Here is a 22,893-nt window from a genome sequence, read left to right as displayed (position 1 = left end):
GCACTACCAAGGCTTACCGTCATCCATGAAAATCCGCTCAATTCGAAAGGTGTCCTGATCGTACTCATTCCGATATACCTGATATCGACGGAGACTAGATGGTGTACTGCGTTCATACCAGGCAGCGCAAAAATCAAATACGGCATAGGCAACGAACATGCAAACACAACCAAGTACAGCACCGATGAACTGCGTGAACCAATCATCGTTGAAGACAAAGGCAACACCAGCTATTCCCCCTACGGTCATAGCCATCAACACTCTACGTGCACGCGTACGCTCCATGCCTCCCCCGTATTTGCCTCTCATGATACCCCTTGCCACACCCAGTTTCAACTTACGGAGCTCGACATGAAGCGTATCGTCTTTGCAGCTATAAGCGCGATTTTTTTACTTATACAAAATGTTTCTGCCGTGTCGTTGAACGGACGAACGAATGACGATTCTGTATGTGACTTGTCGCCGTACACAACTTCCCGGCTGGGCCAGCTTACATTCGTTCCGGCGCGAACTCCCAACATAGAGGCAATATACGCAAGGCTTGCAATGCGCTTCATCGTCAGCTCGTGTCACCTTGGGCAAACGGTTATTTTGCACTCGGACGACGGCAGTCGATTTGAGGATCAATATTTTACGGATGTTGCAACTAGACTCTGTGGTGCGGCAAATATCGTCCGGGAGCCTTTTCCCACTGCCGAACAGCCGCATGCTTTCAGGGTCAAATGCCAAATAATTCAATTGAAAACGGCCGAACTTTGGCTGCGCGCAGCGGAGACTAGCGAAAGCACAGAAGCGATGATCAATAAAGGCGTGGCTACATCCGCAAAGAGTGACCAAGTACCTGTCGACCAGGTACCTGCTGCTCGTCGGCAGGAGTGCAAGCATGGACTCACGTTCGGTGCGCTAACTGGCCTCAGCGGAGGATGCCGAAACTAGCTAAGACCGTATTCCTGAAAGCAATGACACGGAGGTATTATGACAAATCGCAACTATTCTGGACATCTGCGTTCGTCAGTCGGCGCGCGAGTTCAATCAGATGCATCGCTGTTGGTAAAGCTCGTGGACGAAATTGCAGCACAGCGCAAGATTCAGGAACAGCATCTCGCGATCACAGTTCGACGCGAAAAGCATGAACGTCGATGGCGGATCGCCGGGCGGGTAATATTGATTGGCACGCCTACTCTCCTCGCTCTGCTAGCTTATGCCAGTTCCATTGGCCTGCAGCTTGGCCCGATAGGCGAAGTCGTTGGCGTCGTTCACATTGATGGTGAAATCTCCGCGACATCAGCCGCTTCCGCGGACCGGATTATTCCTGTGCTGAAAGACGCATTCGAAAGCGCCAATGTGAAACAAGTCGTCCTGGCAATCGATAGCCCTGGCGGCGCTCCAGTCGAGGCGGAACGGATCAGCCAGGCAATTTCAGCGCTCAAGAAGAGATACCCCAAGCAGGTCGTCGCTGCGATCAGCAACATCGGCGCTTCCGCAGCCTACTTGATCGCATTGCACACCGACGTCATCATGGCAGGAAAATACAGCCTGGTCGGCTCAGTCGGCGCCGTTATCTCCCCTTGGCAAGTCAACCAGGCGATGGACAAGCTGGGCGTCAGTCAGCGGATCTACGCCTCCGGCAGACTCAAGGCATTCTTGAACCCATTCATACCGGTCTCGCCGGAGGCGGAAAGCAAGGCGCAGGAACTCGTCGATCACGCGGGCGGCGCCTTTCTCGCGGAGTTGGTGCAAGCGAGAGGCCGCAAGCTCAAGCAAGGCATCGATTACGCCACAGGAGAGGTCTGGAGCGGCACCGAAGCCAAAGAACTTGGGCTGATCGACGCTGTCGGCACCGTCGACGACCTGACAACGGCAAGGGGCACGAAGGCATACAATTTTGGTCCCCATGCTTCCAGTGGCGGCCTGTGGGGCCGTGCGTTTGCCCAGGCATTTTCCGAATACTCTTTCGCAAGTTCGGAACGCCGCCCCCTTCAACTGCGCTAGGTTGACGCGATAACTTTCGCTGTAGCTGTAGCTGCCGTCCCGGCGCTGCGCGCTGGCGCAGGCCGGCGCTTGGCCGTCGGCGCTCTTCGCCAGCGTATGGACCTCATGGCAGAATTGCGCGAAAGGATGCTGTTGCGAGTCATTGTCAGGGCGCCGTCGGGGCCCGGCCGGGGCAGGCCACCCCCTAATGGAAGGGGCCAAGCATACGCACCTGCGACCTGGTCAATTCCGGCAACTCAATATCGAATTCGCAGAGCCACCCGTCGCATTCCACCTGTTCTGGTCTCTCGCCATGGGCGGACACAACGCGGAGGCCGCTGAGCTCGAACCGTTCTTCCGCCATCCACTCAAGCCGGCAGTCGAACAAATGGCGAGCCGTATTGCCGCAATCTGAAGCCTGATAACGGTCCAACTGCGCACGTAGCGTGTAACGGCCGAGCACTGTTTCAAAGTGTTCAGCCACCGCCAACTGGCCACCTGATTTGCCTGTCTCGCGCAAGATCCGTCGTGGCCGAAGCACACCACCTTGGTGGGTGTTGGTTACCTTGAACCCGATCGCATAAGCTGGTGGACTGAGCTTGCATATCCAGGACTGCAATACGGCCCGGATGCCATGCGCACCCGCGACCTGCTCCGCTCCGCTGAGCACAAACTGCCAGTTTCGGAACCATACCAACTTCGGCGACAGCAACTCTGCGACAGCCTGCCGCTCCCCGACCGGAACCAGCCGCGCGACCTTCATGGGCCGACGCTTGCCCTGATCGGTCACCTCGACAACCAGCAATTCGTACGGCGCCGCGTCTTGGCTGAATTCGTGGCCAAACTGTATGGGCTGGACAAGCAATGCCCCCTCCACCCTTCTTCGTGCGACCCATGCGCGCATTTCGTTTCCCAAAAATAGTACTGTACGTTTAGACAGTATAATATCTGATCTTGAAAAGCGCTATGATTGATATTTCCCGTCACCGGTTGCCTACTATGTGCGTCAATTTCCGACCGCCGGACCCAGACATGCTCGAAGCCGTCATGGGCGTCATCATCGACTTGCACGATACCGGGTTTTGGCTGGACAACACGTTCAAGGACTATGCCGCGCCTATCGTACGGCGCGGCGCCGACGGAGCGCGTGAAGGAATACTCGCCAGCTACGGCATGGTGCCCCAGGTCCGCATTCCGAACGGGGTCAAGAAGTTCGATACCATGAACGCACGCTCCGAAACCCTGGCCGAACGTCGTTCGTTCTCCCGCGCCTGGAAACAGCAACAGCTTTGCCTGGTGCCGGTGATCTCCTTCGACGAGCCCTGCTACGAAACCGGCAAGGCGGAATGGTGGAGCATCGCCATGGCGGACAAGGCGATGTTTGCCGTCGCGGGACTGTGGCGCGAATGGGATGGCGACGCCGGACCGGAGACATCGTTCACCCAACTGACCATCAATGCCGATGACCACCCTCTGATGAAGCGCTTTCACAAGCCAGGTGATGAGAAACGATCGCTGGTGATCGTGCCTCGGTCAGAATGGGACGACTGGCTGGACTGCAAGAATCCCGACTACGCCCGCACGTTCCTCCGTCACTACCCGGCCGAGCTGATGACATCGTGGCCTTCGCCCCGGACGCCGCGCGCGACGAAACCGAAGGCCGCACCAGCAGCCGATGTGCCGCCAGCGGTCAACTTGGATTTTGGATTTTGATCGAGAGCTGAATGGAAGCGACACGACCGGAACAAGGCAATATCGTCCAGTCGCGCGGCCAACGCCGCAGCATGTACGGTTGTCCGGTCTCATCATCAACGCGGCGCAAACCCTGCACCGGACAATGCACGCGCCACCAGGTCCATGCCGTGTATCATCAGGTAGGCTTTATCGATGCGTTCCTCATGGGGCAAATGGGCCTCTGTCAAGTCGTAACAAGCCTGAAAGCCAAGGCGCTTCGCGAACTGCGCCAGTTCTCTGGCGGTGCGCCGATCCATCGTCAAAACCAGTTCGATCTCATTCATGGCAACACCTTCCGTAGCATGTCGAAAATTGCCGAATATTTGATAACCGGCGGCTCGCTGGACCTAAACCCGTCGGCGGCTGACCGTACTAATCTGGAGTAGAGCGAATCAACGGATAGACCTTCGCTCCCCTCTCTCCCTTGCATTCGTTGCGGTATTCGCACGCGATGCAGCGCGCCCTCAGGCACGTTTCCTCAGGCCGTTCGACGCCGGCCAGAATCGCATCTCGCCGGCGCATCAGATTGATGACACGGTCTTCGGCAAGCAGTTTTACGCGCATGGCGGTGCGCCGGCCAGTGACCGGGTGTTCGACCACCACGACACCCACGATGCTGACATGCATACCTGTTGCCGCGTGGACCGCGAGGCGTTGTGCGGACAACTCGATCACGTCGGTCGCGTAAATCTTGGCATGGACTCGTCTCTTGAGTTCTACCAAATGCAATTGATCTTCTGCCCAATATGCGCGGTCGACTCGCGCGACAACTGGTGCGTGGGAAGGTCCAGAGAACATCTGCTCCGAAAACATGAGTTTCGCTGTCACAAGTTCCTTTGGCAGCCACTGTTCTTCCCGCAGCATCGCACGGAATATGCGTAGTACCACGGCGCAAAAGACAATCAACACGACGAAGGTGAACACACAAGCGACAATCATGACCTAGTTCCAGGCAAAGAGGAATACCGGACGAATAGCCATTTCAGCAGTACCGCCGCTGGCCGCAGGAGTAAGCGCGCACAAGCGCGCGAGCGTCTGTGCCCACAGAGCCAACGGGCTATCGCTGGGGAGTGGCGGTAGTACATGCCGATAAAGGCACGACCGGCGGGATAGGGGCGCAAGATCCGATCCCGGCACATGCGAAGCGTGATGGTCTCCCACGCAGATTCCCCAAACAGCTCGGTGGCGATGAAGCACCAGGGCTTGGCCTCGCTAGATCCGACACCTGGAGCGAGCACCGACGCTTCGAGATGGAACGCCTCATGCGCGGCGACGCCATCGCGCCTAGCTTTGGCGCGAGTGGGCGATACTCGTCTTCCGAGGCGATGCTCGAACAGCATCTTCTTCTCGCAATATCCCATCGCGGCAAGCTCCGACGCCGGTGTTGATTTTTTTCTTTTCACGATGACCTCATTCGGATAAGGGCTCGGAGAACAACTCCAATGACGCCTTGGCCCGGTCCTCGGACACCCCGGACACGCTGGCATGGTGGCTTTCCTCAAACGTGTGTGGCGCAGATCGCACCACCGGCGCACCTTGGGCTAGCAGGCCGTCGTATGCAAGCATTCTTAGTCGGTTCACACGCCGCGGCCCCTTCGGAAATTGAACCAGTTCGTCGTAGAGGCGTGGGTTGTCTTCCCGCGCCAGCACGAGGCTAATACGCATACCGTTACTCATGGCGCCTCCGTCGAGATTGACCGGGACACCGTTCCACCGTCAGCGGCGGTTGACCAGAGGGCCCTGGCCAAGTCAGCGCCGGCGTGCTGGAATCCACGTACGTTGGCAAAAACAGGATCTTTAAGCTCCTGGATCGTGTGACGCGGGAACGCGGCCTTCAAGGCAGGCTTGAAGAAGAATGCGCCACCGCCCACCAGCAGGATGTTTTTGATATCGCCGGCGTCGCCGACGTAGCGCATCATTTCGGCAACCGCCTGTTCAGGGATCTTGCGCGCGAGTGGCAGATGCTGCTCGATGTCATATTCCTGCTGGAAGACGACGGGCCTCTTCCGCGTGCGCAGCGCACGGTCTATTGCATCATAGTCCCGGAACTGAGAGCTGGTTGAACGCCCGATACCGTCCGCGATACTTTGCAGCACATCGAACATGCCGCGGTTGACGGAACTGCTTCGCTTTTCGATTTGCTGCATTCCCTGCGTCACCAGCCAGTCGTAGGTCCGGCGCCCAGGATCGACGATCAGACTGCGCTCCTTGCGAACCTCCGCCAGGCGATTGTGCTGAAGTCCATACGACATCAACGCGCCGACCGGTTGCGGCACCGCCCTCACCTTGCCGATGGAGACCTTGCGGCCGGAACCAAGCCGATGTTCACCTTCAATACGTCGCTCGAGCGAGGTGACGACCTTGCGCAACTTGAACGTCGCCACAGGCAAGCCGACGACAAGGAGATCGATCGACGGTACGTCCATGTAGTGCACCGCGCCTAGCAACAACGCCAGGTACTCATCGCTTTCACAATAGCGATCGTGCTGCAAGACGTTCGCATTGAAAACGTCGGCGGCCAGGTTCGCGTCGGGTCCGACCTCGTATATCAGTTCGCCGACCGGGATTCCAACCGTCTTCCTTTTGGTCCCCCATCCCTCCTGTTCGTGCGCGACCTCCGTGGGATGGGCCTCGGCCGGAAACATCTCGCACTTCAGTTCCTCGTTCTTCGTGGACGCGATGAACTTTACATTGCCACGCCCCACGTCGACAGCTCGTACAATTCGTTCCACATCAATCTCCTTGAGTAGCTTTTCCACACACGATACGCCGTCAGCCTGCAATGACAAATACGAAATCGGGTGTAAAAAGCGGTGCCATTTGCGTTCAGCTTCAAGTCCACAGCAGCCCAACCACATTTCCGCTCGATTCAAAAACAGAGGTCGGTGCAAGGTCGACGCCAACGCGTCTGCGCATCGCCTCCATATCAACTCAGTGCGCGATGTCTGATCCCAGGTAGCGTCGAAGGGACGGCCAAGATCAACGTCGCTACAAACAGAGGTATCACGAAGGTCATGGCTGTCAAGGGCGTAATACTTCCTTCGGCCGTTTACAAAATAAACGAGCCATCAACCACAAATATTCGACACGTCAAACTGGCAGCCCCCTTCCACGCATTGCACGCGGGTTCCGGCCGCATCAACAGGCGTGAACTGTCACCTTGATCTTTCCGGTCGCTGAGGCTATGCTGTAAGCGCTGTCTGGGTGCCGTATCCCGGGACATCGTGTCCCCAACCGGCCGTCGCAGTCGTCACCTGCCCACCGAATTGGTTCGCAATCTATGCGAACGCGCCGTATCAACGGCGAGGTATGTCAGGCACGCGTTACCCTTCAAGGGATGCGTGCCGTATGTGGCGCCCTGTTCCCGCGCCTATCGGCTCGCTGCGGTCTGATCGCAGCAGATGCCCACTTCGTTCAGGATTCAACCCTGAACTTTCCCGTTGCAGCCAGACTGCGGCGGGCCCTGTCGCGCAGCGGCCAGACCGCGCGCCCGCCGTCTTCACGGCGTGCATGGTTCTACATTCAAACATCCTTCACCCTCGCGCCCATCGCACATGCGATGGCTTCGTGCCGCGTCGCCTATTGGCTTCGAGCACGCTGCTTGTCTTGGGAACGCACGGCGGCCTGGTGGCAGGGCCGGGGATAACGGCGGGAAGGGTCGCACACATCAAATCCCAGGTATGGGTCCGGCATGTCCGGGGTCTTTGCGGCACGGACCGCACTGCCCGCTCGCGAAGCGGGGATCTGCCAATCGGAAGAAATTTCGTCGGCACTTCACTGGAGCATTTTTACGATTGCCGTTCGCGTTGGCAGCGATAGCCCTATCCACATCACGGTGCCCCAGGCTGCATCGGTAGCGTAGTGAAGCCTGATGCCGCGCGCTTCCGGCGACCAGCGCACGGCGCGACGATTGGGTTCGCCATCGGGCACGTGTTCCGGACGGCGGCACGGCGATCGACATTGAGGTCATCATGAAAAAGCAAACTTTAGTTCGACGGACGCACACCGCGCGCAGCATGATCGATGCGACAGACCGTCGCGCACCGGCGGTTCGGGAGGGCCATCATGGCAAACAATAGCGACTGGAAGATCCAACTTGACGCGGTGATCGCCGCGCACAATACTCGCCACGCCGTGCGGAATAAACTGGTTTCGCATAGCACCATGGACGCGCGGAAGAAAGGCTTGTTCCGCGCATTTCGCACCCTGCGTGCGCTCGGCTTCCAGCCCGCGCCAGCTAACCTGAGCGGGGCGCACATCGATGTCTTGATGCGCTACTGGACGGCTGATCCGCAGCTGCAGACATGCCTGGGCGACGCATCCGCCAAACTGCAACTTCGTACCCACCCTTACAGCGCCGCCTACATCCAGCAACAGCTCTCCTTCCTGCGGGTGTACGCATCCTGGATCGGCAAGCCTGGCCTGGTCCGGGACGCCGAACGCTACACGTCCCACCCGCAACTGGTGCGCCGCACGTACTGCGCGCAGATCGACAAAGGATGGACTGGCAACGGCATTGATGTCGACGCATCGATCCGCGCCGTCGCGAAGATCGACCTATATGTCGCGGCGCAACTGCGCATGGCGATGGCGTTCGGCCTCCGTAGGAAGGAGGCGGTCATGTTTCGCCCGCACGTGGCGGAGGTGCCTGATTTCGCGTTGCCCTCGAGTTGCGCGGCGATCAGTCGGTATGTCAGCTTCCTGCGGATCAAGCGTGGCACCAAGGGCGGCAGGCTACGCTTCGCGGCGATCCGCACCCAGGCGCAGCGCGACGCCCTGGCCTGCGCCAAGGAGATCGCCCGTTTCCCGCACTCTGACTTGGGCCGGCCAGGCTTGACGCTTAAGCAGTCGCTCGACCTGTTCTCCAACGTCGTGCGCACGGCGGGACTAACCAAGAAGACCCTGGGGGTCACGCCGCATGGCCTGCGCCATGAGTTCGCGGGAGACCTGTACTTCGATATCGCCAGCGTGCAGCCGCCGGTGCGAGGAAACGATCCGTGCGTCGACCCGGACACCATGCGCGCGGCCTATCACGAGGTCGCCCGTCAACTTGGACACAACCGGCCGCAGATCAGCAATGCGTATCTGGGTTCGCCATGCCTGCACGTCACCGAGCATCGTAGCGACGATGAACCCTGCGCCATCAGCACGTGCGGAGAGCCGTAATATGTGGCGTCTGATTAATCTGATTCACGCGGCATCGAGGGTATTCAATTGGTTTCGGCTACGCGGTCTGCCCGAACACCAGCGACGCGTGCGCCAAGCTCGCCGCGTGCTGACGAAGCTTCGGACGATACGAGGAGTAGCGGCCGAGGCGCGATTGTTTGCCTATTTGCGCAAAATCGATCCACTCGTGTTCGAGGAGCTTGTCCTGTGTGCCTTTGAGGAGGCGGGCGCATTCGTGGTCCGCAACTTGCGCTATTCCGGCGATGGCGGCATCGACGGCCGCGTATGGATACCGGGTGGCGGCTGGCATGCCCTTCAGGCGAAGTGGTATGGCGCGCACATCAACCACGGTCATATCACCGCGTTTGGCGCCGCGTTGGCCAGAAGCGGCCACCATCGGGGCTGTTTCGTGCACTGTGGCCGCACGGGTTCGGCCGCCCATCACCACCTGAAAGACCGGCGCATCATCCTGATCAGCGGAGATCGCCTTCTGGCACTGGTCTGCTCACGGCGGCTTCCACCGCCGCAAAGCAATGACAACGGCTCCGCTGCCCCGCCGGCTCGGAAGTGATGTTCTTTCGGAGGCAAACGGAAGGCCTCGCCGCTTTGAAAGTGCCAGACGATTCTTCACAGCTATCTCGTACAAATAAATTTGAATGTTTGGTCCGATCGCGCCGCGCAGCCTTGAATCTTCGTGCCCGAGGTGCCACACTGATCCTGCTATCCGTGGGAATCGCTCTCACATCGCCCCTGTCCTTGCTCATCGCGAACAAGCCAGGGCCTGACATCTGCCAAGGTGTCAGGCGCCGCGGACGTCACCCGCCCTCTGGTCTCGGTTGCATCTCGACCGAAGTCGCCTCTGGCGACATCTCTACCGTGACGCGTCAAACGTCACCTGTCACCGGAACGGAGTTGTTCCGGCGAGGTCGCGGCATTTCAATCGCCGGCGACTGGTCAGGCCCAGGTTCTTCGGAACTTCGGGCCTGTTTTTTTTACGCCCATGGGTCACGCAGTGAACGTTCTTTGCGCATGCCCAGCCTGGATGGAGAAAACATCATGAACGAAATCAATCAAAGCCCTCGACGTGCGGAATGCTGCGTGCTGCTCGGTGGGACAGGAAGGTCGTCGGCCGAACATGAAATCAACGGACACGCGTGTCCCAGTTTGGCGGCGTTCAGAACCGGCCTGGCGGCCCACCGCATGGCCAATGCCAACGATACCTCCGGCCGACAGCCCGCGCTTCTGCTCCCACCTTGGAAAGCAGCCGCATGGGGACATCCCGGGCTCCACTGGCTTTGCGGAAATGGGGCAACGACACTTTATCGATGGGAGCCAATATGAACGAGAGCAATTCGCAATCTACTCCTGCATCATCTGCACCCTTGGCGAACGAGACGTACATCGCCGACTGCATCCGGTGCAGCTGTGAGCAGGCTGTCTACCGGCTTTGGCAATCGCTCCAACGCGGCAGCCTGTTCGAACACTGGAGTATCCAGTGTCCGGTGTGCGGCTTCAAGGACGAAGACGACAAACCCTTGGGAGAAAACTGATGACAACCGTATACGGCCCTGGCGTTGAACCGGGTGGCATGGAGCTCGACAATGAAACATTGATCGACGCCTGCAAGGAATGTGGCGCGCCAATCTGCGAATACCGATTTTGGGAAACCCTTGACGGCGGCTGTATCAACCGACACTGGAGCGTCTACTGCCCAGACTGTGGGTTTGAAGACAGCGATCCATATGCCGACCCGCTATAGGTGGAACTGGTCGCTGACTAATATTTTTCGTAACCCTGTGGGACCATGCCAGTCCCACGGGACCGCTTGGCCTCACGCTAACAATGGAGGTCATCATGGAGCAACAACGTCCGTATTTCCGGCGCATGCCTGCGGCCGAAGAGGAAGAAAAAGTCTGGGTCTCGTTCTACCGGAACGCCAACGACCCTGATCTCGCGGCCGAACTCATTGCCCACATGGACAAGGATGTCGACAGCCGCACGCGATATCCCGGGCTTTACCTGCGTTGCAAGCAGTCCATGCGACGGCAGCGGCAGCGCGAGGCACGCGCCAAACGCGTCGCGAACGCCGTGCGCGTCATCCTGCGGTCTGCGGTACTGATGGTACTGATGCCCGCAGGCGCGGTGGCTTCGATCATGCGCAGCATACGCGCTCTGGCGCGGTTCAGCGGCGACGTCGCGCTCGATGTGTGCGATGGCGGCGCCACTCCCACGCGACCGAGCAAGGCACCAGCGAAACGTGCTTCCTCGGCGAGCAAACGGTCCTGCCCGCCCGGCGCAAGCGCAGCGCAGGTCGGACCGGTTGTCACGCCCGACCACATCGCCAAATCGGCCTGAAGCAAAGGGGCAAGCGGCCCCTGTTGTCCCCGGGGCGCGCTTGCCTGTCGCGCCCCTACCTTGCCTGATCAACGATTGCACGAGGAGGAAATATCATGCGTAGCACTATTTCGAGCAATGGGTACGAGACCCCCGCCGTGCCAGACCATCCGGCGGCAGACCTGGGCGACCCAGCGCTGTGTCTGGAGGAGTTGCCGCCAGGCCGTCGCTTCGCCGCACGGGACGGTTGTCGCTTCATCCGCACCAACCTGATCTGTTTTGGCTTCTGCGATCTGACCACCGGCCAACTCTGCTCCGCCCGCGATATCTGCGCCAGGCATGGCGGTGCCCAGGTGGGCCATGTCAAGGCATGCAAGCGCCTGCGCCAGGCAAGCCAGAAGAAACCGGCTATCGTGACGTGCGACAGCAATGACCGGAGGCCGTCATGAACGCTTGCGACCCGCTCGGCGCATTGCACATGCGGCTGCTCTGGATTTTCGCCATGCATGTGCAACAGCGCGAACCGGATCTGGCTGCAGCCATCCGTACCGATCTGATGATGAGCGCGTATCGCGACGGCGCGCTGTCGCACAGGCTGGACCAGCATGCCCCGCCGCTGTCGATTGCGGACAACACGGCGTTGGCACACGAATGGACTTGCGGCCACGACGACGCGGCACGCGGGGCGCATGTCGTGGCAAGCGACTTCGCCTCGCCCCGCGCGGGCATCGACGCCATCCTGCGGCGCGTCCACTTAACCTACATTGAGGGAGGAATATGATGAGTCAGCACCACTTCCGCACGATGCACTCCGGACAGCCTGTCTCGGTCCTGCTTGGATGGGACCGGCCGATCGGGCACTATTTCATGGTGATCGAATACTTTGGCCCCCATCCCCTCGCGGCAGCGTTGACGGACGCGGGCGAAAGCGAGGAAGACGAACCGTTCCTGTACTCGAACCTGGACGAACCCAACCCGTTCGAACTGACGCTTGCCGACTTCAGGACCAAGCTCATTGAACTGGGGATCCATGTCCCGGAATCCATGTTCGAACAGGTTGAGATAGACAGGGTAAAACTGACCGGCAATCGCCAGGTCTGGTACGGGGCCGACGGCGCGTTCCATGAAGAGTGAAGCGGCAGCACGATACGCCCCCGGTTTCGGCCGGGGACGTTTCATTGACATCTGTCGTGGCGTTCCATCACTAGGATCGCTTGTTTACCCGGACGCGAATTAAAGAATGCTTTAATATGAATGCACGTATTAAAGGAATCTTTAAAAATGTCTCGTACGACTGGCGCCATGATCACAACCACGACACTCGGCGAAAGCGTTCAGGCTTTTGTGCCGCACCCGCTGCCGCCGGACACGCCGCCGTTGCAGCCCGACGCCTATGGCGCGGCCAATCGTGCGGCGGAACTCGCGCTGGCCAGGCTGAACGGCGTGGCCGGTCTGGTGCCGTCCGAGGATTGGCTGCTGTATGGCGCAGTGCGCAAGGAAGCGCTGCTGACGTCCCAGATCGAGGGCACGCAGGCGACGCTCGACGACCTGTTCGACAACGAAGCAGGCCTCGAGGTGAGCAATGCGGACGACGTCGAGGAAGTGACCAACTACCTGCGCGCATTCCGCTTTGTGCACGACAACCTGCGGTCTGAAAGCGGCCTGCCCGTGAGCCTGCGCCTCATCTGCGACGCCCACCGCCTGCTGCTCGATGGCGTGCGCGGCGCTGGCAAGCAGCCAGGTGAATTGCGCCGCTCGCAAAACTGGATCGGCGGCACGCGCCCTGGCAACGCTGTCTTCGTTCCCCCGCCGCCGGAACGCGTGGCAGCGTTGTTGACGGATCTGGAACGCTTTATCCATGCCGAAAACAGCGATCTACCACCGCTGGTGAAGGTCGCCCTGGTTCACGCCCAATTCGAAACGATCCACCCGTTCCTCGACGGTAACGGCAGGATGGGCCGGCTCCTGATTTCCACGCTGATGGAGCACTGGCAGTTGATGCAGGCACCGCTGCTCTACATCAGCGGCTACCTGAAACAGCACCAGGTCGAATACTACCGCCGGCTGTCCGGCACGCGCACGGAGGGCGATTGGGAGTCCTGGATCGCCTTCTTCCTCGACGGTGTCGCGGTCGCCGCCGCGCAGGCCGAACACACCATCGTCGACCTGGCCACTCTCATCGCCAACGACCGCCGCCGCCTGCTGGAGTCGCCGAAAGCCGGCGCCATCGCCTACCGCCTGTTCGAATCGCTGCCCATGATGCCGCGCTTTACCGTCGAACAGGTCAAACAGCGGCTAACCACAACCTACCCCACCGCCAATGCGGCGGTCAAGGCGCTGTCCGATCTGGGCATCGTGACCGAGATGACGGGACAGCGCAAGAACCGCAGCTTTGGCTATCAAGCCTACATCGCGCTGCTTTCCCGATGACGGCGAGGTAGCTGAACAAGGGTAGCGTGAATTACGACGATGCCGGCAATGTTATTCCTTTGACCAAAGCGCGGCGCCAGGCGCCCGCCGGTTTATCAAATAGCGGTTGACCTTCCCACGGTGGCAACCGCCATATTGGATGTAAGGATTCGAACTTTGGGGCGACTGATGTCAGGTCAAGTGTTACGCTCGCTCGCAGGCACTTGACGCCCCAATTGATCCAACATACGCTAACCGGACCATCAACATCGCTTTCCCCATGAAGACCTCCCGTTCCACGCGCCTTTTGACGGCCATCATCGCACTGCTCAGCATGCTGTACGTGCAGCTTGCCGTGGCGTCGTACGTGTGTCCGGGCGTGCCGGCGGGAAGCCAGGGTGGCGCCGTGTCGGCCCAGGCCACCGTGGCCGACATGCAAAACTGCCAGGGCATGGATCCAGGGCAGCCCCAGCTCTGTGATCTGCACGCGCATGGCGAACCCGCCAAGCAGCCTCTCGACAAATCACCGGCGGCGGACGTGCCGCCATTCGTCCCAAGCGCGCTGATACTGGAGCTGCAGCATATCGATGCTGGCTTGAATTCCCACACACCGTCTTACCGGCCGATCGCCCTGGCGCGCACGACCGCCCCGCCTGTCGCCATCCGCAACTGCTGTTTCCGCATTTAATCCCCCAGACCGCCTAGTTCGTCATCGCGTCGCCGAGGCCGGCGAGCGCGATGTTGTCCATCGCATTCTGGAGGTTCCATGTCATCCCCGCAATTCGTGCATTTTCATGCGCGCACCGGCCGTCCACGCACTTGGTCGGTGATCGGTGTCGCCCTCGCCTTCCTTGCCGCCGCGCCCGCAGCGCCGGCGCAATCCCAGCCGCTCACGCTGGGTCAGGCCCAACAACAAGCAGTCGCCCGGTCGCGCCAGCTGAGCGCCCGGGATCAGGCGGCGACTGCGTCGCATGAAATGGCGGTCGCGGCCGGCCAGCTGCCCGACCCCGTCCTCAAGGTCGGCATCGACAATCTGCCGGTCAGTGGCTCCGATCGGCTCAGCCTGGGCAATGATTTCATGACCATGCGCCGTGTCGGCGTGTCGCAGGAATTGACGCGCGCCGACAAATTGCGCTGGCGTTCGGCGCGGTTTGAACGCGAGGCGGACAAGGCCCAGGCTGAAAAGGACGTTGCCATCGCCGCGATTCAGCGCGACACCGCGCTTGCTTGGCTGGAGGTGTTTTACACGGGACAGATGGCCGAGGTCGTCGCCCGGCAGGCGGCCACGTCGCGCCAGGAGATCGAAGCGGCCGAGGCGGCCTACCGTGGCGGGCGCGGCGGCCAGGCCGACATCCTCGCCGCCCGCGCCGCCTTGCTCACGCTCGACGACCGGGGCAGCGAGATAAGCCGCCGGCTGCGCGTCGCCCAAACCAGGCTGGCCCGTTGGACCGGCGGCGAGAGCACCGTGGCCGGAGCGCCCGACGTCGACAGAATCCGCCTGGATCCCGCCTCGCTCGACCGCGACCTCGCCCACCACCCGCAGATCGCGGTATTGAACCGGCAGGAGGAGATCGCGCAGGCGGACGCCAACCTGGCGCAGGCCAACCAACGCACCGACTGGAGCGTGGAGGTCGCGTTCCAGCAGCGCGGCTCGGCCTATTCGAACATGGTGTCGGTCGGGATTTCGGTGCCGCTGCAGTGGGACAGGAAGAACCGGCAGGATCGGGAACTGGCCGCCAAGCTCGCGCTGGTCGAGCAGGCCAAGGCCGAGCGCGACGAGATGCTGCGCGAGCACGTCGCCGAAACACGTGCCCTGATCGTCGAGTGGCAGAGTGGAAAGGAGCGAGTCTCCCGGTACCAGCGCGAAGTGCTGCCGCTGGCCGGTGAACGCAGCCAGGCGACGCTGGCCGCCTACCGCGGCGGCAAGGCGACGCTGGTCGAAGTGCTGGCGGCCAGGCGCAACGAGGCGGAAATGCGCATGCAGGCACTCCAGCTGGAGCTCGACACCGCGCGGCTATGGGCGCAACTGAACTTCCTCTTTCCAGATGGCGAAGCCGTCCAGCATGCCCCCATGAATCATCCACAGGAATCCCAATGAAGAACAAGAAAATACTGGCGCTCCTGATCGCGATCGCCGTCGCCGCCGCCGGCGGATACGCCGCCTACCGGTTCGGCCTGCAACAGGGCATGAAAACCATGCCGGCCGACACCGGTACAACGGCGGCGTCCGCCGACGCGACCGGCAAGAAGCCACTCTACTGGCACGACCCGATGGTGCCGGGCCAAAAGTTCGACAAGCCCGGCAAGTCGCCGTTCATGGACATGCAACTGGTGCCGGTCTATGCCGGTGCAGATGGCGATGACGGTGCCGTCTCCATCAGCCCCCGCGTGCAGCAGAACCTGGGCGTGCGCACGGCGCTGGTCACCACGGGCAGGCTGCCTTCCGGCGTCTCCGCGGTCGGCAGCGTCGCCTACAACGAACGCGATGTGGCGGTGGTCCAGGCCCGCCGCAATGGATACATCGAGCGCCTGTATGTGCGCGCGCCGCTCGACCCGGTCAAACAGGGACAGCCGCTGGCCGAGCTGTACGTCCCCGACTGGATCGCGGCGCAGGAAGACTACCTGGCCGCCCGCCGCATGCAGGGAGGCGACACCACATCGCTGGTCGACGGCGCCCGCCAGCGCATGCGGCTGGCCGGCATGTCCGACGCGCAGATCCGGCTGGTCGAATCGAGCGGCAAGATGCACCCTCGCATTACCATCTCCGCGCCTGTCGGCGGCGTGGTCGGCGAACTGGGCGCCCGCGAAGGCATGACGGTGGCACCGGGGACGCTGCTGTTCCGCATCAACGGCCTATCCACGGTGTGGGTAAACGCGGACGTGCCCGAGAACCTGGCGGCCAGGGTGCGGCCGGGCGACGCGGTCGAGGCGCGAACCCCAGCGCTGCCGGCAAGCGTCTTCAAGGGCAAGGTCGGCGCGGTCTTGCCGGAGGTGAACGCGGCCACGCGCACGCTCAAGGCGCGGATCGAACTGGCGAACACGGGCGGACAACTGGTGCCCGGCATGTTCGCCACGATCACCTTCGCCTCCAATCGCGGCGCCGAAGTGTTGCTGGTGCCGTCGGAGGCGGTGATCCAGACCGGCGCGCGCAGCGTCGTGATACTGGCGCAGGATGGTGGAAAGTTCCGGCCCGTCGACGTGGAGCCCGGAGGCGAAGGCAATGGCATGACAGAAATCCGCAAGGGCCTTGCCGCCGGGCAGAAGATCGTCCTGTCGGGCCAGTTCCTGCTCGATTCCGAGGCCAGTCTGAAGGGGACGGCGACCCGGATGGGCAACGCCCAGTCGTCCGCTCCCACCGCCCCGCTCCACCACGGCGAAGGCAAGGTGGAGCGCATCGGCGACGGCGAGGTCACCATTTCCCACGGCCCTATCGCCACGCTGCGATGGGGCGCGATGACCATGGGGTTCAAGGCGCCGCCAGCGGGCCTGCCGCGCAATGTCGGTGTGGGCGACCGCGTCGCCTTCGACATCCGGGAGCGCCAGGACGGCGCCTTCGAGATCGTCGCGATGTCCCCGGTCGCGGACGCGCCGAGCGGCAAGGCGATGGACGACATGAAGCTGCCCCAGGCTCCCACGGGAGTCAGGAAATGATCGCGAAACTGATACGTTGGTCGATCACCAACCGGTTCCTGGTCCTGCTGGCGACCGTGTTCATCGCCGCGTGGGGCGTCTGGTCGCTGTCGCGCACGCCGCTCGACGCGATTCCCGACCTGTCGGATGTCCAGGTGATCATCCGCACCAGTTACCCGGGCCAGGCGCCGCAGATCGTCGAGAACCAGGTGACCTACCCGCTGACCACCACCATGCTGTCGGTGCCCGGCGCGAAAACCGTGCGCGGCTATTCCTTCTTCGGCGACTCCTTCGTCTACATCCTGTTCGAGGACGGCACCGATCCCTACTGGGCCAGGTCGCGCGTGCTCGAATACCTGAACCAGGTGCAAGCGCGCCTGCCGCCCCAGGCCAAGGCGGCGCTCGGCCCGGACGCGACCGGCGTCGGCTGGATCTATGAATACGCGCTGGTCGACCGCAGCGGCAAGCTTGACCTGTCACAGCTGCGCGCCTACCAGGACTGGTTCCTGAAGTTCGAGCTGAAGGCGGTGCCGAACGTGTCCGAGGTGGCCAGCGTCGGCGGCATGGTGCGCCAGTACCAGATCGTGCTGGACCCCGACAAGCTGCGCGCCTATGCCATCCCGCATGGCAAGGTGATCGAGGCGGTGCAGCGGGCCAATCAGGAGACCGGCGGTTCCGTCATGGAGTTGGGCGAGGCGGAGTACATGGTGCGCGCGTCGGGTTACTTGCGGACGCTCGACGACTTCCGGAGCATTCCGCTGATGACGACCGATGCCGGCGTCTCGGTACGCCTGGGCGACGTGGCGCGGGTGCAGTTGGGGCCGGAGATGCGGCGCGGCATCGCCGACCTGGACGGCCAGGGCGAAGTCGCCGGCGGCGTGATCGTCATGCGCTCGGGGAAGAACGCTCTAGAAACCATCGAAGCGGTCAAAGCCAAACTCGCCAAGCTCAAGGCAGGCCTGCCGGCCGGCGTCGAAATCATCCCCGTGTACGACCGGTCCAACCTGATCAAACGCGCGGTCGACAATCTCCAGCACAAGCTGATCGAGGAGTTCATCGTCGTCGCCCTCGTGTGCGCGGTATTCCTGTTTCACATCCGCTCGGCGCTGGTGGCCATCGTGTCCCTGCCGCTGGGCATCCTGATCGCCTACATCGTCATGTCCTACCAGGGCGTGAACGCCAACATCATGTCGCTGGGCGGCATCGCGATCGCCATCGGCGCCATGGTCGACGCGGCCGTCGTGATGATCGAGAACGCCCACAAACACATCGAGGCGTGGAATCACGCCCACCCCGGCCAGAAGCTGGCCGGCGAGGCCCAGTGGACGGTGATCGGCGACGCGGCGGCGGAAGTCGGTCCGGCGCTGTTCTTTTCGCTGCTGATCATCGTGCTGTCCTTCATTCCGGTGTTCACGCTGGAGGCGCAGGAGGGGCGATTGTTCGCGCCGCTGGCCTTCACCAAGACGTACGCGATGGCGGCGGCCGCCGGCCTGGCGGTGACATTGATCCCCGTGCTGATGGGCTACCTGATTCGCGGGCGCATCCCGGACGAGCAGAAAAACCCGCTGAACCGGTGGCTGATCGCGCTGTACCGGCCGTTGCTGGAAATCGTGCTGCGCCATCCGAAGGCCACGCTGGTCGCGGCCGGACTGATCGCGCTCCTGACGGCCTGGCCGATGGCGCGCCTGGGCGGAGAGTTCATGCCGCCGCTCGATGAGGGCGACTTGTTGTACATGCCATCCGCCCTGCCCGGCATCGGCGCCGGCAAGGTCGCGCAGCTGCTGCAGCAGACCGACCGTCTGATCAAGACCGTGCCGGAGGTGCAGACCGTGTTCGGCAAGGCCGGCCGGGCCGAGTCGGCCACCGATCCGGCACCGCTGGAGATGTTCGAGACGACCATCCAGTTCAAGCCGCGCGACCAGTGGCGGCCCGGCATGACCACCGACAAGCTGGTTGCCGAGCTGGACCGCATCGTCAAGGTGCCGGGCCTGTCCAACATCTGGGTGCCGCCGATCCGCAACCGCATCGACATGCTGGCCACCGGCATCAAGAGCCCGGTCGGCGTCAAGGTGGCCGGCGCGAGCCTGCAGGAGATCGACCGCATCACCGGCGAGATCGAGCGGGTCGTCAAGGGCGTGCCTGGCGTGTCGTCCGCGCTGGCCGAGCGGCTCAACGGCGGCCGCTACGTCGACATCCATATCGACCGCGACGCGGCGGCGCGCTACGGCCTGAACATCGCCGGCGTGCAGAGCGTCGTCTCGAGCGCCATCGGCGGCGACAACATCGGCGAGACGGTCGAGGGATTGCAGCGCTTTCCGATCAATGTGCGCTATCCACGCGAAGTGCGCGACTCCATCGAGAAATTGCGCGAGCTGCCGATGCTGACCGAGCGCGGCGCCCAGATCCGCCTTGGCGACGTGGCCACGATCCGGATCGACGACGGGCCGCCCATGCTCAAGAGCGAGAACGCGCGCCTGTCGGGCTGGGTGTATGTCGACATCCGGGGCCGGGATCTGAGCTCCGCGGTGCGCGAGATGCAGCAACTGGTCGCCAAGGAGGTCACGCTGCCGGCAGGCTACTCGGTGTCCTGGTCCGGGCAGTTCGAATACCTGGAACGCGCGACCGCCAAGCTCAAGGTGGTCGTGCCGATGACCTTGCTGATCATCTTCGTGCTGCTGTACCTGACCTTCAAGCGCGTCGACGAGGCGGCGCTGATCATGGCGACGCTGCCGTTCGCGCTGGCCGGCGGCATCTGGCTGCTGTGGGCGCTGGGACACAACCTGTCGGTCGCGAGCGGCGTCGGCTTCATCGCGCTGGCCGGCGTGTCGGCCGAATTCGGCGTGATCATGCTGCTGTACCTGAAGCACGCGTGGGAGGCGCGGCTGGCGCAAGGCACGCCAGGCGAGGCCGAGCTGCTGGACGCCATCCGGGAAGGCGCCGTGCTACGTGTCCGGCCGAAGGCGATGACGGTGGCCGTGATCATCGCCGGCCTGGTGCCGGTCATGATCGGTTCGGGCACCGGCTCTGAGGTCATGCAGCGCATCGCGGCGCCGATGGTCGGCGGCATGATCACCGCGCCCCTACTGTCGATGTTCGTGGTGCCGGCCGTGTATCTGCTGATACGACGCAGGTCCATCATGGCGCGACGGACGGATTGAAGGAGGCAATTAGAACTCCGGGCACGCCAGAGCCTGGTGCCCCGGTCGCCAAGCAGGTCGCGATTCTGCTCCAAATCCGAATCCGACCTGACTTGATCAACGCTGTGACTAGATACAATGCAACAATGAGTACTGACCGCAAAGCGAAAACGATCACTATCGCTGCTGCCGAAGAGTTTGGGGCATACTTGGCATTGAGCTGACACATGACAAACTGAGGCGAACATGAATGAACAACAACATTGGGACCATGTATATCGGACCAAAGCTTCCGATGCTGTCAGTTGGTACCGACAGCATCTCGAAACCTCCCTTGCATTGATCGCCAGAGCGACAACAGATCGCTCCGCTCAAATTATCGATGTCGGCGGTGGCGAAGCGACATTGGTCGATGATCTGCTTGCGGAGGGATACCGGCACGTAAGTGTCCTTGATATTTCACAAGCCGCCGTAGAGGTCGCAAAGAAGCGTCTCGGCCCAAAGTCCGACCAAGTCAATTGGCTGGTGGCGGACATTACCAAGGCAACATTGCCCAACGCTTGTTTTGATGTATGGCATGATCGCGCGGTCTTTCATTTTCTGACGGAGGAAGCGCAGCGCATCGCCTATGTCAAACGGGTGGCGCAAGCTGTCAAGCCGGGTGGTCACGTGATTATCGCCACGTTCGGCCTTGATGGTCCCGAGCAATGCAGCGGTCTCGATGTCGTGCGATACGACTCCTCGGGACTGCACGACCAATTTGGAACACGCTTCAAGTTGGTCGAGAGCAGCACCGAATTTCATGAGACGCCGTTCGGAACGACACAGCAATTTCTATACTGCTATTGCATACTCGATTAGCGCCCACGGGACAGGTATAACATGTTAGGCATCGAGCTCGATGCGGGCGCCTTTGATGAATATCTGAAAGGCGCGCTCGCGCCGAACAGCGCGGCAGCCGTCAATGTGCATACAACGCCCTGGTGCGCGGCAAGGCGTTCGATCGCCGGAGTTGGGGAGGGTTTCTTAATTACCACACGACAAAAACGAATGACACGAGGCCGTAGCTTGCCTCATGCGGCATCATCCGATTGTCGCTGTTCTCAGCGGCGACATCACACCGACCGGTGGCCCAGCGCAATGACGCCCGCGCCTGCTAGTGCCAGGCCGACGCCGAGGTAGTCGTTCCAAGTTGGGACGACACCATCAACAAAGTACAGCCATCCTATTGCCGTCGCAATGTAGACGGCGCCATAGGTCGCGTACACACGGCCACTCGCGTCCGGGTGCAGCGTCAACATCCAAACGAACACCATCAAACTTAACGCCGCTGGCAGCGCGAGCCACGCCGGGCCGCGCCCGGTCAGCCACAACAGCGGAAGGTAGCAGCCCAGCAGCTCGGCAATGGCCGTGGCGAAGAACAAGCCAAAAGTGCGCGCTAACGCGATCGAATCCATAGTCATTTGCGTTTCAATTCTGTGGTGGTGAATGCCGAAGCGGCTTCAACTGGGACGACGCAGCATGATACGTCAGCGGGGGCGCCGCCAGCCACAGGCATCGACAGGTCGTCGATGATCACGCAATCCTTGGTCAGCCCGCCGCTGCAGGCAGTATCGCAACTGCAGACGAAGGCCGCCAGGCTCGCTTCCAGCGCGCGCATTTCGGCCAGCCTGGCCCGAACCTCGTCGAGATGCGCCTGCGCCAGTTCGCGCACCTCGACGCAGGCGCGATCGCCATCCTCGAACAGATCGGTGAGTTCGCGCACTTGCTCGATCGGAAAACCAAAATCCCTGCAGCGCTTGATGAAAGTCAGGCGCTTGAGGTCGACCTCGCGGTAGTAGCGGTGACCGTTCGCCGCACGTTGCGGGCTGGGCAACAACCCGATTTTTTCGTAGTAGCGGATGGTTGGCACGCTGCAGCGCGTTTGCGTCGACATCGTGCCAATCGTGAGATTCAGGTCGGGCATATCAGTCTTTCTTTAAATAGTGCTTGCACCTGAAGTTACTTTAGGTCTTACGGTGTAGGCAAGCAGTATTTCAATCACCAGAGAGGATTACCTATGACATTGACTAGCAAATGGCGCGGCGTCGCGACGACCGGGGCTGGTGTTGCAGTTGCGGCCGCTGTCGCCTGCACGGCTTGCTGCCTCCCCTTGATCGCGCCAATCGCCGCTTCGATCTTCGCCGGTGCCGGCGCATACTGCCTCGACGATGTGATCAATCCCGGGTACGTCGCTGGGGCTGCCGCGATCGCTTTCGCTGCAGTGTTCGGCTGGCTGCTGCATCGGCGCCGATCACGCATGGGGGTTGGGAAAAATACCTGTGGTTGTCACGGTGCCTGCGGCGCGGACGTGGTTTCGCCAGCGGCGTCCGTGATGAATGTTGGGATCGTGTCCCACGGAGTGGTGTATGAAGCTGGCGCCGAGTTCGGCGCTAAGGCTTGAGCAATGATGAGATGGCCATCGTGATTCATGAGTAGGTTGGGGTTACCAGACCTTAACCAGTCAGAGGAA

Annotated in this window: 26 protein-coding genes; 17 read left to right on the top strand and 9 right to left on the bottom strand. The window is 61.6% G+C overall.

Annotation, left to right across the window (positions count from 1 at the left end):
- Window positions 1-3: 3 nt before the first annotated feature.
- Window positions 4-255, bottom strand: a complete 252-nt coding sequence (locus GTP90_RS18790; RefSeq protein ID WP_161084995.1) for a hypothetical protein — start codon at window positions 253-255, stop codon at window positions 4-6.
- Window positions 256-351: 96 nt separating this feature from the next.
- Here GTP90_RS18790 and GTP90_RS18785 point away from each other — a divergent pair, with 96 nt between their 5' ends.
- Together GTP90_RS18785 and GTP90_RS18780 are read left to right on the top strand one after the other, a co-directional pair.
- The gene (locus GTP90_RS18785; protein ID WP_161084994.1) at window positions 352-936 is read left to right on the top strand and encodes a hypothetical protein; all 585 of its coding nucleotides are present in this window, start codon (window positions 352-354) and stop codon (window positions 934-936) included.
- A 39-nt stretch (window positions 937-975) separates the two neighbouring features.
- Window positions 976-1,992 (top strand): S49 family peptidase, encoded by a 1,017-nt coding sequence (locus tag GTP90_RS18780; protein ID WP_161084993.1) that lies wholly within the window; start codon window positions 976-978, stop codon window positions 1,990-1,992.
- A gap of 184 nt (window positions 1,993-2,176) precedes the next feature.
- On the opposite strand, the gene GTP90_RS18770 is transcribed toward GTP90_RS18780, so the two are convergent.
- A complete protein-coding gene (locus GTP90_RS18770; RefSeq protein WP_161084992.1) occupies window positions 2,177-2,875 on the bottom strand; it encodes a hypothetical protein in 699 nt (232 codons plus the stop codon).
- Window positions 2,876-3,003: 128 nt separating this feature from the next.
- On the opposite strand from GTP90_RS18770, the gene GTP90_RS18765 reads away from it, so the two are divergent.
- A complete protein-coding gene (locus GTP90_RS18765; protein WP_254451937.1) occupies window positions 3,004-3,684 on the top strand; it encodes an SOS response-associated peptidase in 681 nt (226 codons plus the stop codon).
- A 95-nt stretch (window positions 3,685-3,779) separates the two neighbouring features.
- On the opposite strand, the gene GTP90_RS18760 is transcribed toward GTP90_RS18765, so the two are convergent.
- The 5 genes from GTP90_RS18760 to GTP90_RS18750 form a co-directional block, all read right to left on the bottom strand.
- Window positions 3,780-3,989 (bottom strand): DUF7706 family protein, encoded by a 210-nt coding sequence (locus tag GTP90_RS18760; protein ID WP_161084991.1) that lies wholly within the window; start codon window positions 3,987-3,989, stop codon window positions 3,780-3,782.
- 88 nt (window positions 3,990-4,077) lie between these two features.
- A complete protein-coding gene (locus GTP90_RS18755) occupies window positions 4,078-4,644 on the bottom strand; it encodes a hypothetical protein (protein WP_161084990.1) in 567 nt (188 codons plus the stop codon).
- Window positions 4,641-5,045: a CFI-box-CTERM domain-containing protein gene (locus GTP90_RS37610; RefSeq protein WP_371875081.1), complete on the bottom strand. Its 405-nt coding sequence runs from the start codon at window positions 5,043-5,045 to the stop codon at window positions 4,641-4,643. The genes GTP90_RS18755 and GTP90_RS37610 overlap by 4 nt, the downstream gene beginning before the upstream one ends.
- Before the next feature lie 70 nt (window positions 5,046-5,115).
- Complete coding sequence (locus GTP90_RS36450) at window positions 5,116-5,382, bottom strand: hypothetical protein (protein ID WP_175048148.1); 267 nt, start codon at window positions 5,380-5,382, stop codon at window positions 5,116-5,118.
- On the bottom strand, window positions 5,379-6,464 hold the full coding sequence (locus GTP90_RS18750; RefSeq protein WP_371875080.1) for a PRTRC system protein D: 1,086 nt from the start codon (window positions 6,462-6,464) through the stop codon (window positions 5,379-5,381). Before GTP90_RS18750 ends, GTP90_RS36450 begins: the two co-directional genes overlap by 4 nt.
- Before the next feature lie 1,306 nt (window positions 6,465-7,770).
- On the opposite strand from GTP90_RS18750, the gene GTP90_RS18745 reads away from it, so the two are divergent.
- From GTP90_RS18745 to GTP90_RS18685, 13 genes are all read left to right on the top strand, one after another.
- Window positions 7,771-8,871, top strand: a complete 1,101-nt coding sequence (locus GTP90_RS18745) for an integrase domain-containing protein (protein WP_161084989.1) — start codon at window positions 7,771-7,773, stop codon at window positions 8,869-8,871.
- Window position 8,872: 1 nt separating this feature from the next.
- Window positions 8,873-9,442 carry a restriction endonuclease gene (locus tag GTP90_RS18740; protein WP_161084988.1) on the top strand — a complete coding sequence of 190 codons (570 nt, stop codon included), beginning with the start codon at window positions 8,873-8,875 and terminating at the stop codon, window positions 9,440-9,442.
- A gap of 766 nt (window positions 9,443-10,208) precedes the next feature.
- Window positions 10,209-10,421, top strand: coding sequence for a hypothetical protein (locus GTP90_RS18735; protein ID WP_161084987.1), 213 nt, complete (start codon window positions 10,209-10,211; stop codon window positions 10,419-10,421).
- Between the two features lie 304 nt (window positions 10,422-10,725).
- A complete protein-coding gene (locus GTP90_RS18730) occupies window positions 10,726-11,226 on the top strand; it encodes a hypothetical protein (RefSeq protein ID WP_161084986.1) in 501 nt (166 codons plus the stop codon).
- A gap of 95 nt (window positions 11,227-11,321) precedes the next feature.
- A complete protein-coding gene (locus GTP90_RS18725; protein ID WP_161084985.1) occupies window positions 11,322-11,654 on the top strand; it encodes a hypothetical protein in 333 nt (110 codons plus the stop codon).
- Complete coding sequence (locus GTP90_RS18720) at window positions 11,651-11,986, top strand: hypothetical protein (protein WP_161084984.1); 336 nt, start codon at window positions 11,651-11,653, stop codon at window positions 11,984-11,986. Before GTP90_RS18725 ends, GTP90_RS18720 begins: the two co-directional genes overlap by 4 nt.
- A complete protein-coding gene (locus GTP90_RS18715) occupies window positions 11,983-12,339 on the top strand; it encodes a hypothetical protein (protein ID WP_254451936.1) in 357 nt (118 codons plus the stop codon). The genes GTP90_RS18720 and GTP90_RS18715 overlap by 4 nt, the downstream gene beginning before the upstream one ends.
- A gap of 168 nt (window positions 12,340-12,507) precedes the next feature.
- The gene (locus GTP90_RS18710) at window positions 12,508-13,635 is read left to right on the top strand and encodes a Fic family protein (RefSeq protein WP_254451935.1); all 1,128 of its coding nucleotides are present in this window, start codon (window positions 12,508-12,510) and stop codon (window positions 13,633-13,635) included.
- A 259-nt stretch (window positions 13,636-13,894) separates the two neighbouring features.
- Window positions 13,895-14,302: a hypothetical protein gene (locus GTP90_RS18705; RefSeq protein ID WP_161084982.1), complete on the top strand. Its 408-nt coding sequence runs from the start codon at window positions 13,895-13,897 to the stop codon at window positions 14,300-14,302.
- A gap of 78 nt (window positions 14,303-14,380) precedes the next feature.
- Window positions 14,381-15,712, top strand: coding sequence for a TolC family protein (locus GTP90_RS18700; protein ID WP_161084981.1), 1,332 nt, complete (start codon window positions 14,381-14,383; stop codon window positions 15,710-15,712).
- Window positions 15,709-17,265: an efflux RND transporter periplasmic adaptor subunit gene (locus tag GTP90_RS18695; RefSeq protein ID WP_161084980.1), complete on the top strand. Its 1,557-nt coding sequence runs from the start codon at window positions 15,709-15,711 to the stop codon at window positions 17,263-17,265. The genes GTP90_RS18700 and GTP90_RS18695 overlap by 4 nt, the downstream gene beginning before the upstream one ends.
- Window positions 17,262-20,402: an efflux RND transporter permease subunit gene (locus GTP90_RS18690; RefSeq protein WP_161084979.1), complete on the top strand. Its 3,141-nt coding sequence runs from the start codon at window positions 17,262-17,264 to the stop codon at window positions 20,400-20,402. The genes GTP90_RS18695 and GTP90_RS18690 overlap by 4 nt, the downstream gene beginning before the upstream one ends.
- A 225-nt stretch (window positions 20,403-20,627) precedes the next feature.
- The gene (locus GTP90_RS18685; protein ID WP_161084978.1) at window positions 20,628-21,242 is read left to right on the top strand and encodes a class I SAM-dependent methyltransferase; all 615 of its coding nucleotides are present in this window, start codon (window positions 20,628-20,630) and stop codon (window positions 21,240-21,242) included.
- Window positions 21,243-21,496: 254 nt separating this feature from the next.
- Here GTP90_RS18685 and GTP90_RS18680 read toward each other — a convergent pair whose 3' ends face one another.
- The gene (locus GTP90_RS18680; RefSeq protein WP_371875079.1) at window positions 21,497-21,844 is read right to left on the bottom strand and encodes a YnfA family protein; all 348 of its coding nucleotides are present in this window, start codon (window positions 21,842-21,844) and stop codon (window positions 21,497-21,499) included.
- Complete coding sequence (locus GTP90_RS18675; RefSeq protein ID WP_161084977.1) at window positions 21,841-22,347, bottom strand: MerR family transcriptional regulator; 507 nt, start codon at window positions 22,345-22,347, stop codon at window positions 21,841-21,843. Before GTP90_RS18675 ends, GTP90_RS18680 begins: the two co-directional genes overlap by 4 nt.
- A 93-nt stretch (window positions 22,348-22,440) precedes the next feature.
- Between GTP90_RS18675 and GTP90_RS18670 the strand changes: the two genes are divergently transcribed.
- Window positions 22,441-22,824 carry a hypothetical protein gene (locus GTP90_RS18670; protein WP_161084976.1) on the top strand — a complete coding sequence of 128 codons (384 nt, stop codon included), beginning with the start codon at window positions 22,441-22,443 and terminating at the stop codon, window positions 22,822-22,824.
- Window positions 22,825-22,893 lie beyond the last annotated feature (69 nt).

This window comes from Duganella vulcania, from assembly GCF_009857655.1.
In the GTDB taxonomy this organism is placed as follows: Bacteria; Pseudomonadota; Gammaproteobacteria; order Burkholderiales; family Burkholderiaceae_D; genus Rugamonas; species Rugamonas vulcania.
Note: the sequence above shows the minus strand (reverse complement) of the source record. Positions and strands in the feature narration are given on the sequence as shown.

Excerpts from the sequence above, each read along its gene's own strand:
- GTP90_RS18790 (WP_161084995.1), bottom strand. The coding sequence starts at position 255 with ATGGCTATGACCGTAGGGGGAATAGCTGGTGTTGCCTTTGTCTTCAAC.
- GTP90_RS18785 (WP_161084994.1), top strand. The coding sequence starts at position 352 with ATGAAGCGTATCGTCTTTGCAGCTATAAGCGCGATTTTTTTACTTATA.
- GTP90_RS18780 (WP_161084993.1), top strand. The coding sequence starts at position 976 with ATGACAAATCGCAACTATTCTGGACATCTGCGTTCGTCAGTCGGCGCG.
- GTP90_RS18770 (WP_161084992.1), bottom strand. The coding sequence starts at position 2,875 with ATGCGCGCATGGGTCGCACGAAGAAGGGTGGAGGGGGCATTGCTTGTC.
- GTP90_RS18765 (WP_254451937.1), top strand. The coding sequence starts at position 3,004 with ATGCTCGAAGCCGTCATGGGCGTCATCATCGACTTGCACGATACCGGG.
- GTP90_RS18760 (WP_161084991.1), bottom strand. The coding sequence starts at position 3,989 with ATGAATGAGATCGAACTGGTTTTGACGATGGATCGGCGCACCGCCAGA.
- GTP90_RS18755 (WP_161084990.1), bottom strand. The coding sequence starts at position 4,644 with ATGATTGTCGCTTGTGTGTTCACCTTCGTCGTGTTGATTGTCTTTTGC.
- GTP90_RS37610 (WP_371875081.1), bottom strand. The coding sequence starts at position 5,045 with ATGCTGTTCGAGCATCGCCTCGGAAGACGAGTATCGCCCACTCGCGCC.
- GTP90_RS36450 (WP_175048148.1), bottom strand. The coding sequence starts at position 5,382 with ATGAGTAACGGTATGCGTATTAGCCTCGTGCTGGCGCGGGAAGACAAC.
- GTP90_RS18745 (WP_161084989.1), top strand. The coding sequence starts at position 7,771 with ATGGCAAACAATAGCGACTGGAAGATCCAACTTGACGCGGTGATCGCC.
- GTP90_RS18740 (WP_161084988.1), top strand. The coding sequence starts at position 8,873 with ATGTGGCGTCTGATTAATCTGATTCACGCGGCATCGAGGGTATTCAAT.
- GTP90_RS18735 (WP_161084987.1), top strand. The coding sequence starts at position 10,209 with ATGAACGAGAGCAATTCGCAATCTACTCCTGCATCATCTGCACCCTTG.
- GTP90_RS18730 (WP_161084986.1), top strand. The coding sequence starts at position 10,726 with ATGGAGCAACAACGTCCGTATTTCCGGCGCATGCCTGCGGCCGAAGAG.
- GTP90_RS18725 (WP_161084985.1), top strand. The coding sequence starts at position 11,322 with ATGCGTAGCACTATTTCGAGCAATGGGTACGAGACCCCCGCCGTGCCA.
- GTP90_RS18720 (WP_161084984.1), top strand. The coding sequence starts at position 11,651 with ATGAACGCTTGCGACCCGCTCGGCGCATTGCACATGCGGCTGCTCTGG.
- GTP90_RS18715 (WP_254451936.1), top strand. The coding sequence starts at position 11,983 with ATGATGAGTCAGCACCACTTCCGCACGATGCACTCCGGACAGCCTGTC.
- GTP90_RS18710 (WP_254451935.1), top strand. The coding sequence starts at position 12,508 with ATGATCACAACCACGACACTCGGCGAAAGCGTTCAGGCTTTTGTGCCG.
- GTP90_RS18705 (WP_161084982.1), top strand. The coding sequence starts at position 13,895 with ATGAAGACCTCCCGTTCCACGCGCCTTTTGACGGCCATCATCGCACTG.
- GTP90_RS18700 (WP_161084981.1), top strand. The coding sequence starts at position 14,381 with ATGTCATCCCCGCAATTCGTGCATTTTCATGCGCGCACCGGCCGTCCA.
- GTP90_RS18695 (WP_161084980.1), top strand. The coding sequence starts at position 15,709 with ATGAAGAACAAGAAAATACTGGCGCTCCTGATCGCGATCGCCGTCGCC.
- GTP90_RS18690 (WP_161084979.1), top strand. The coding sequence starts at position 17,262 with ATGATCGCGAAACTGATACGTTGGTCGATCACCAACCGGTTCCTGGTC.
- GTP90_RS18685 (WP_161084978.1), top strand. The coding sequence starts at position 20,628 with ATGAATGAACAACAACATTGGGACCATGTATATCGGACCAAAGCTTCC.
- GTP90_RS18680 (WP_371875079.1), bottom strand. The coding sequence starts at position 21,844 with ATGACTATGGATTCGATCGCGTTAGCGCGCACTTTTGGCTTGTTCTTC.
- GTP90_RS18675 (WP_161084977.1), bottom strand. The coding sequence starts at position 22,347 with ATGCCCGACCTGAATCTCACGATTGGCACGATGTCGACGCAAACGCGC.
- GTP90_RS18670 (WP_161084976.1), top strand. The coding sequence starts at position 22,441 with ATGACATTGACTAGCAAATGGCGCGGCGTCGCGACGACCGGGGCTGGT.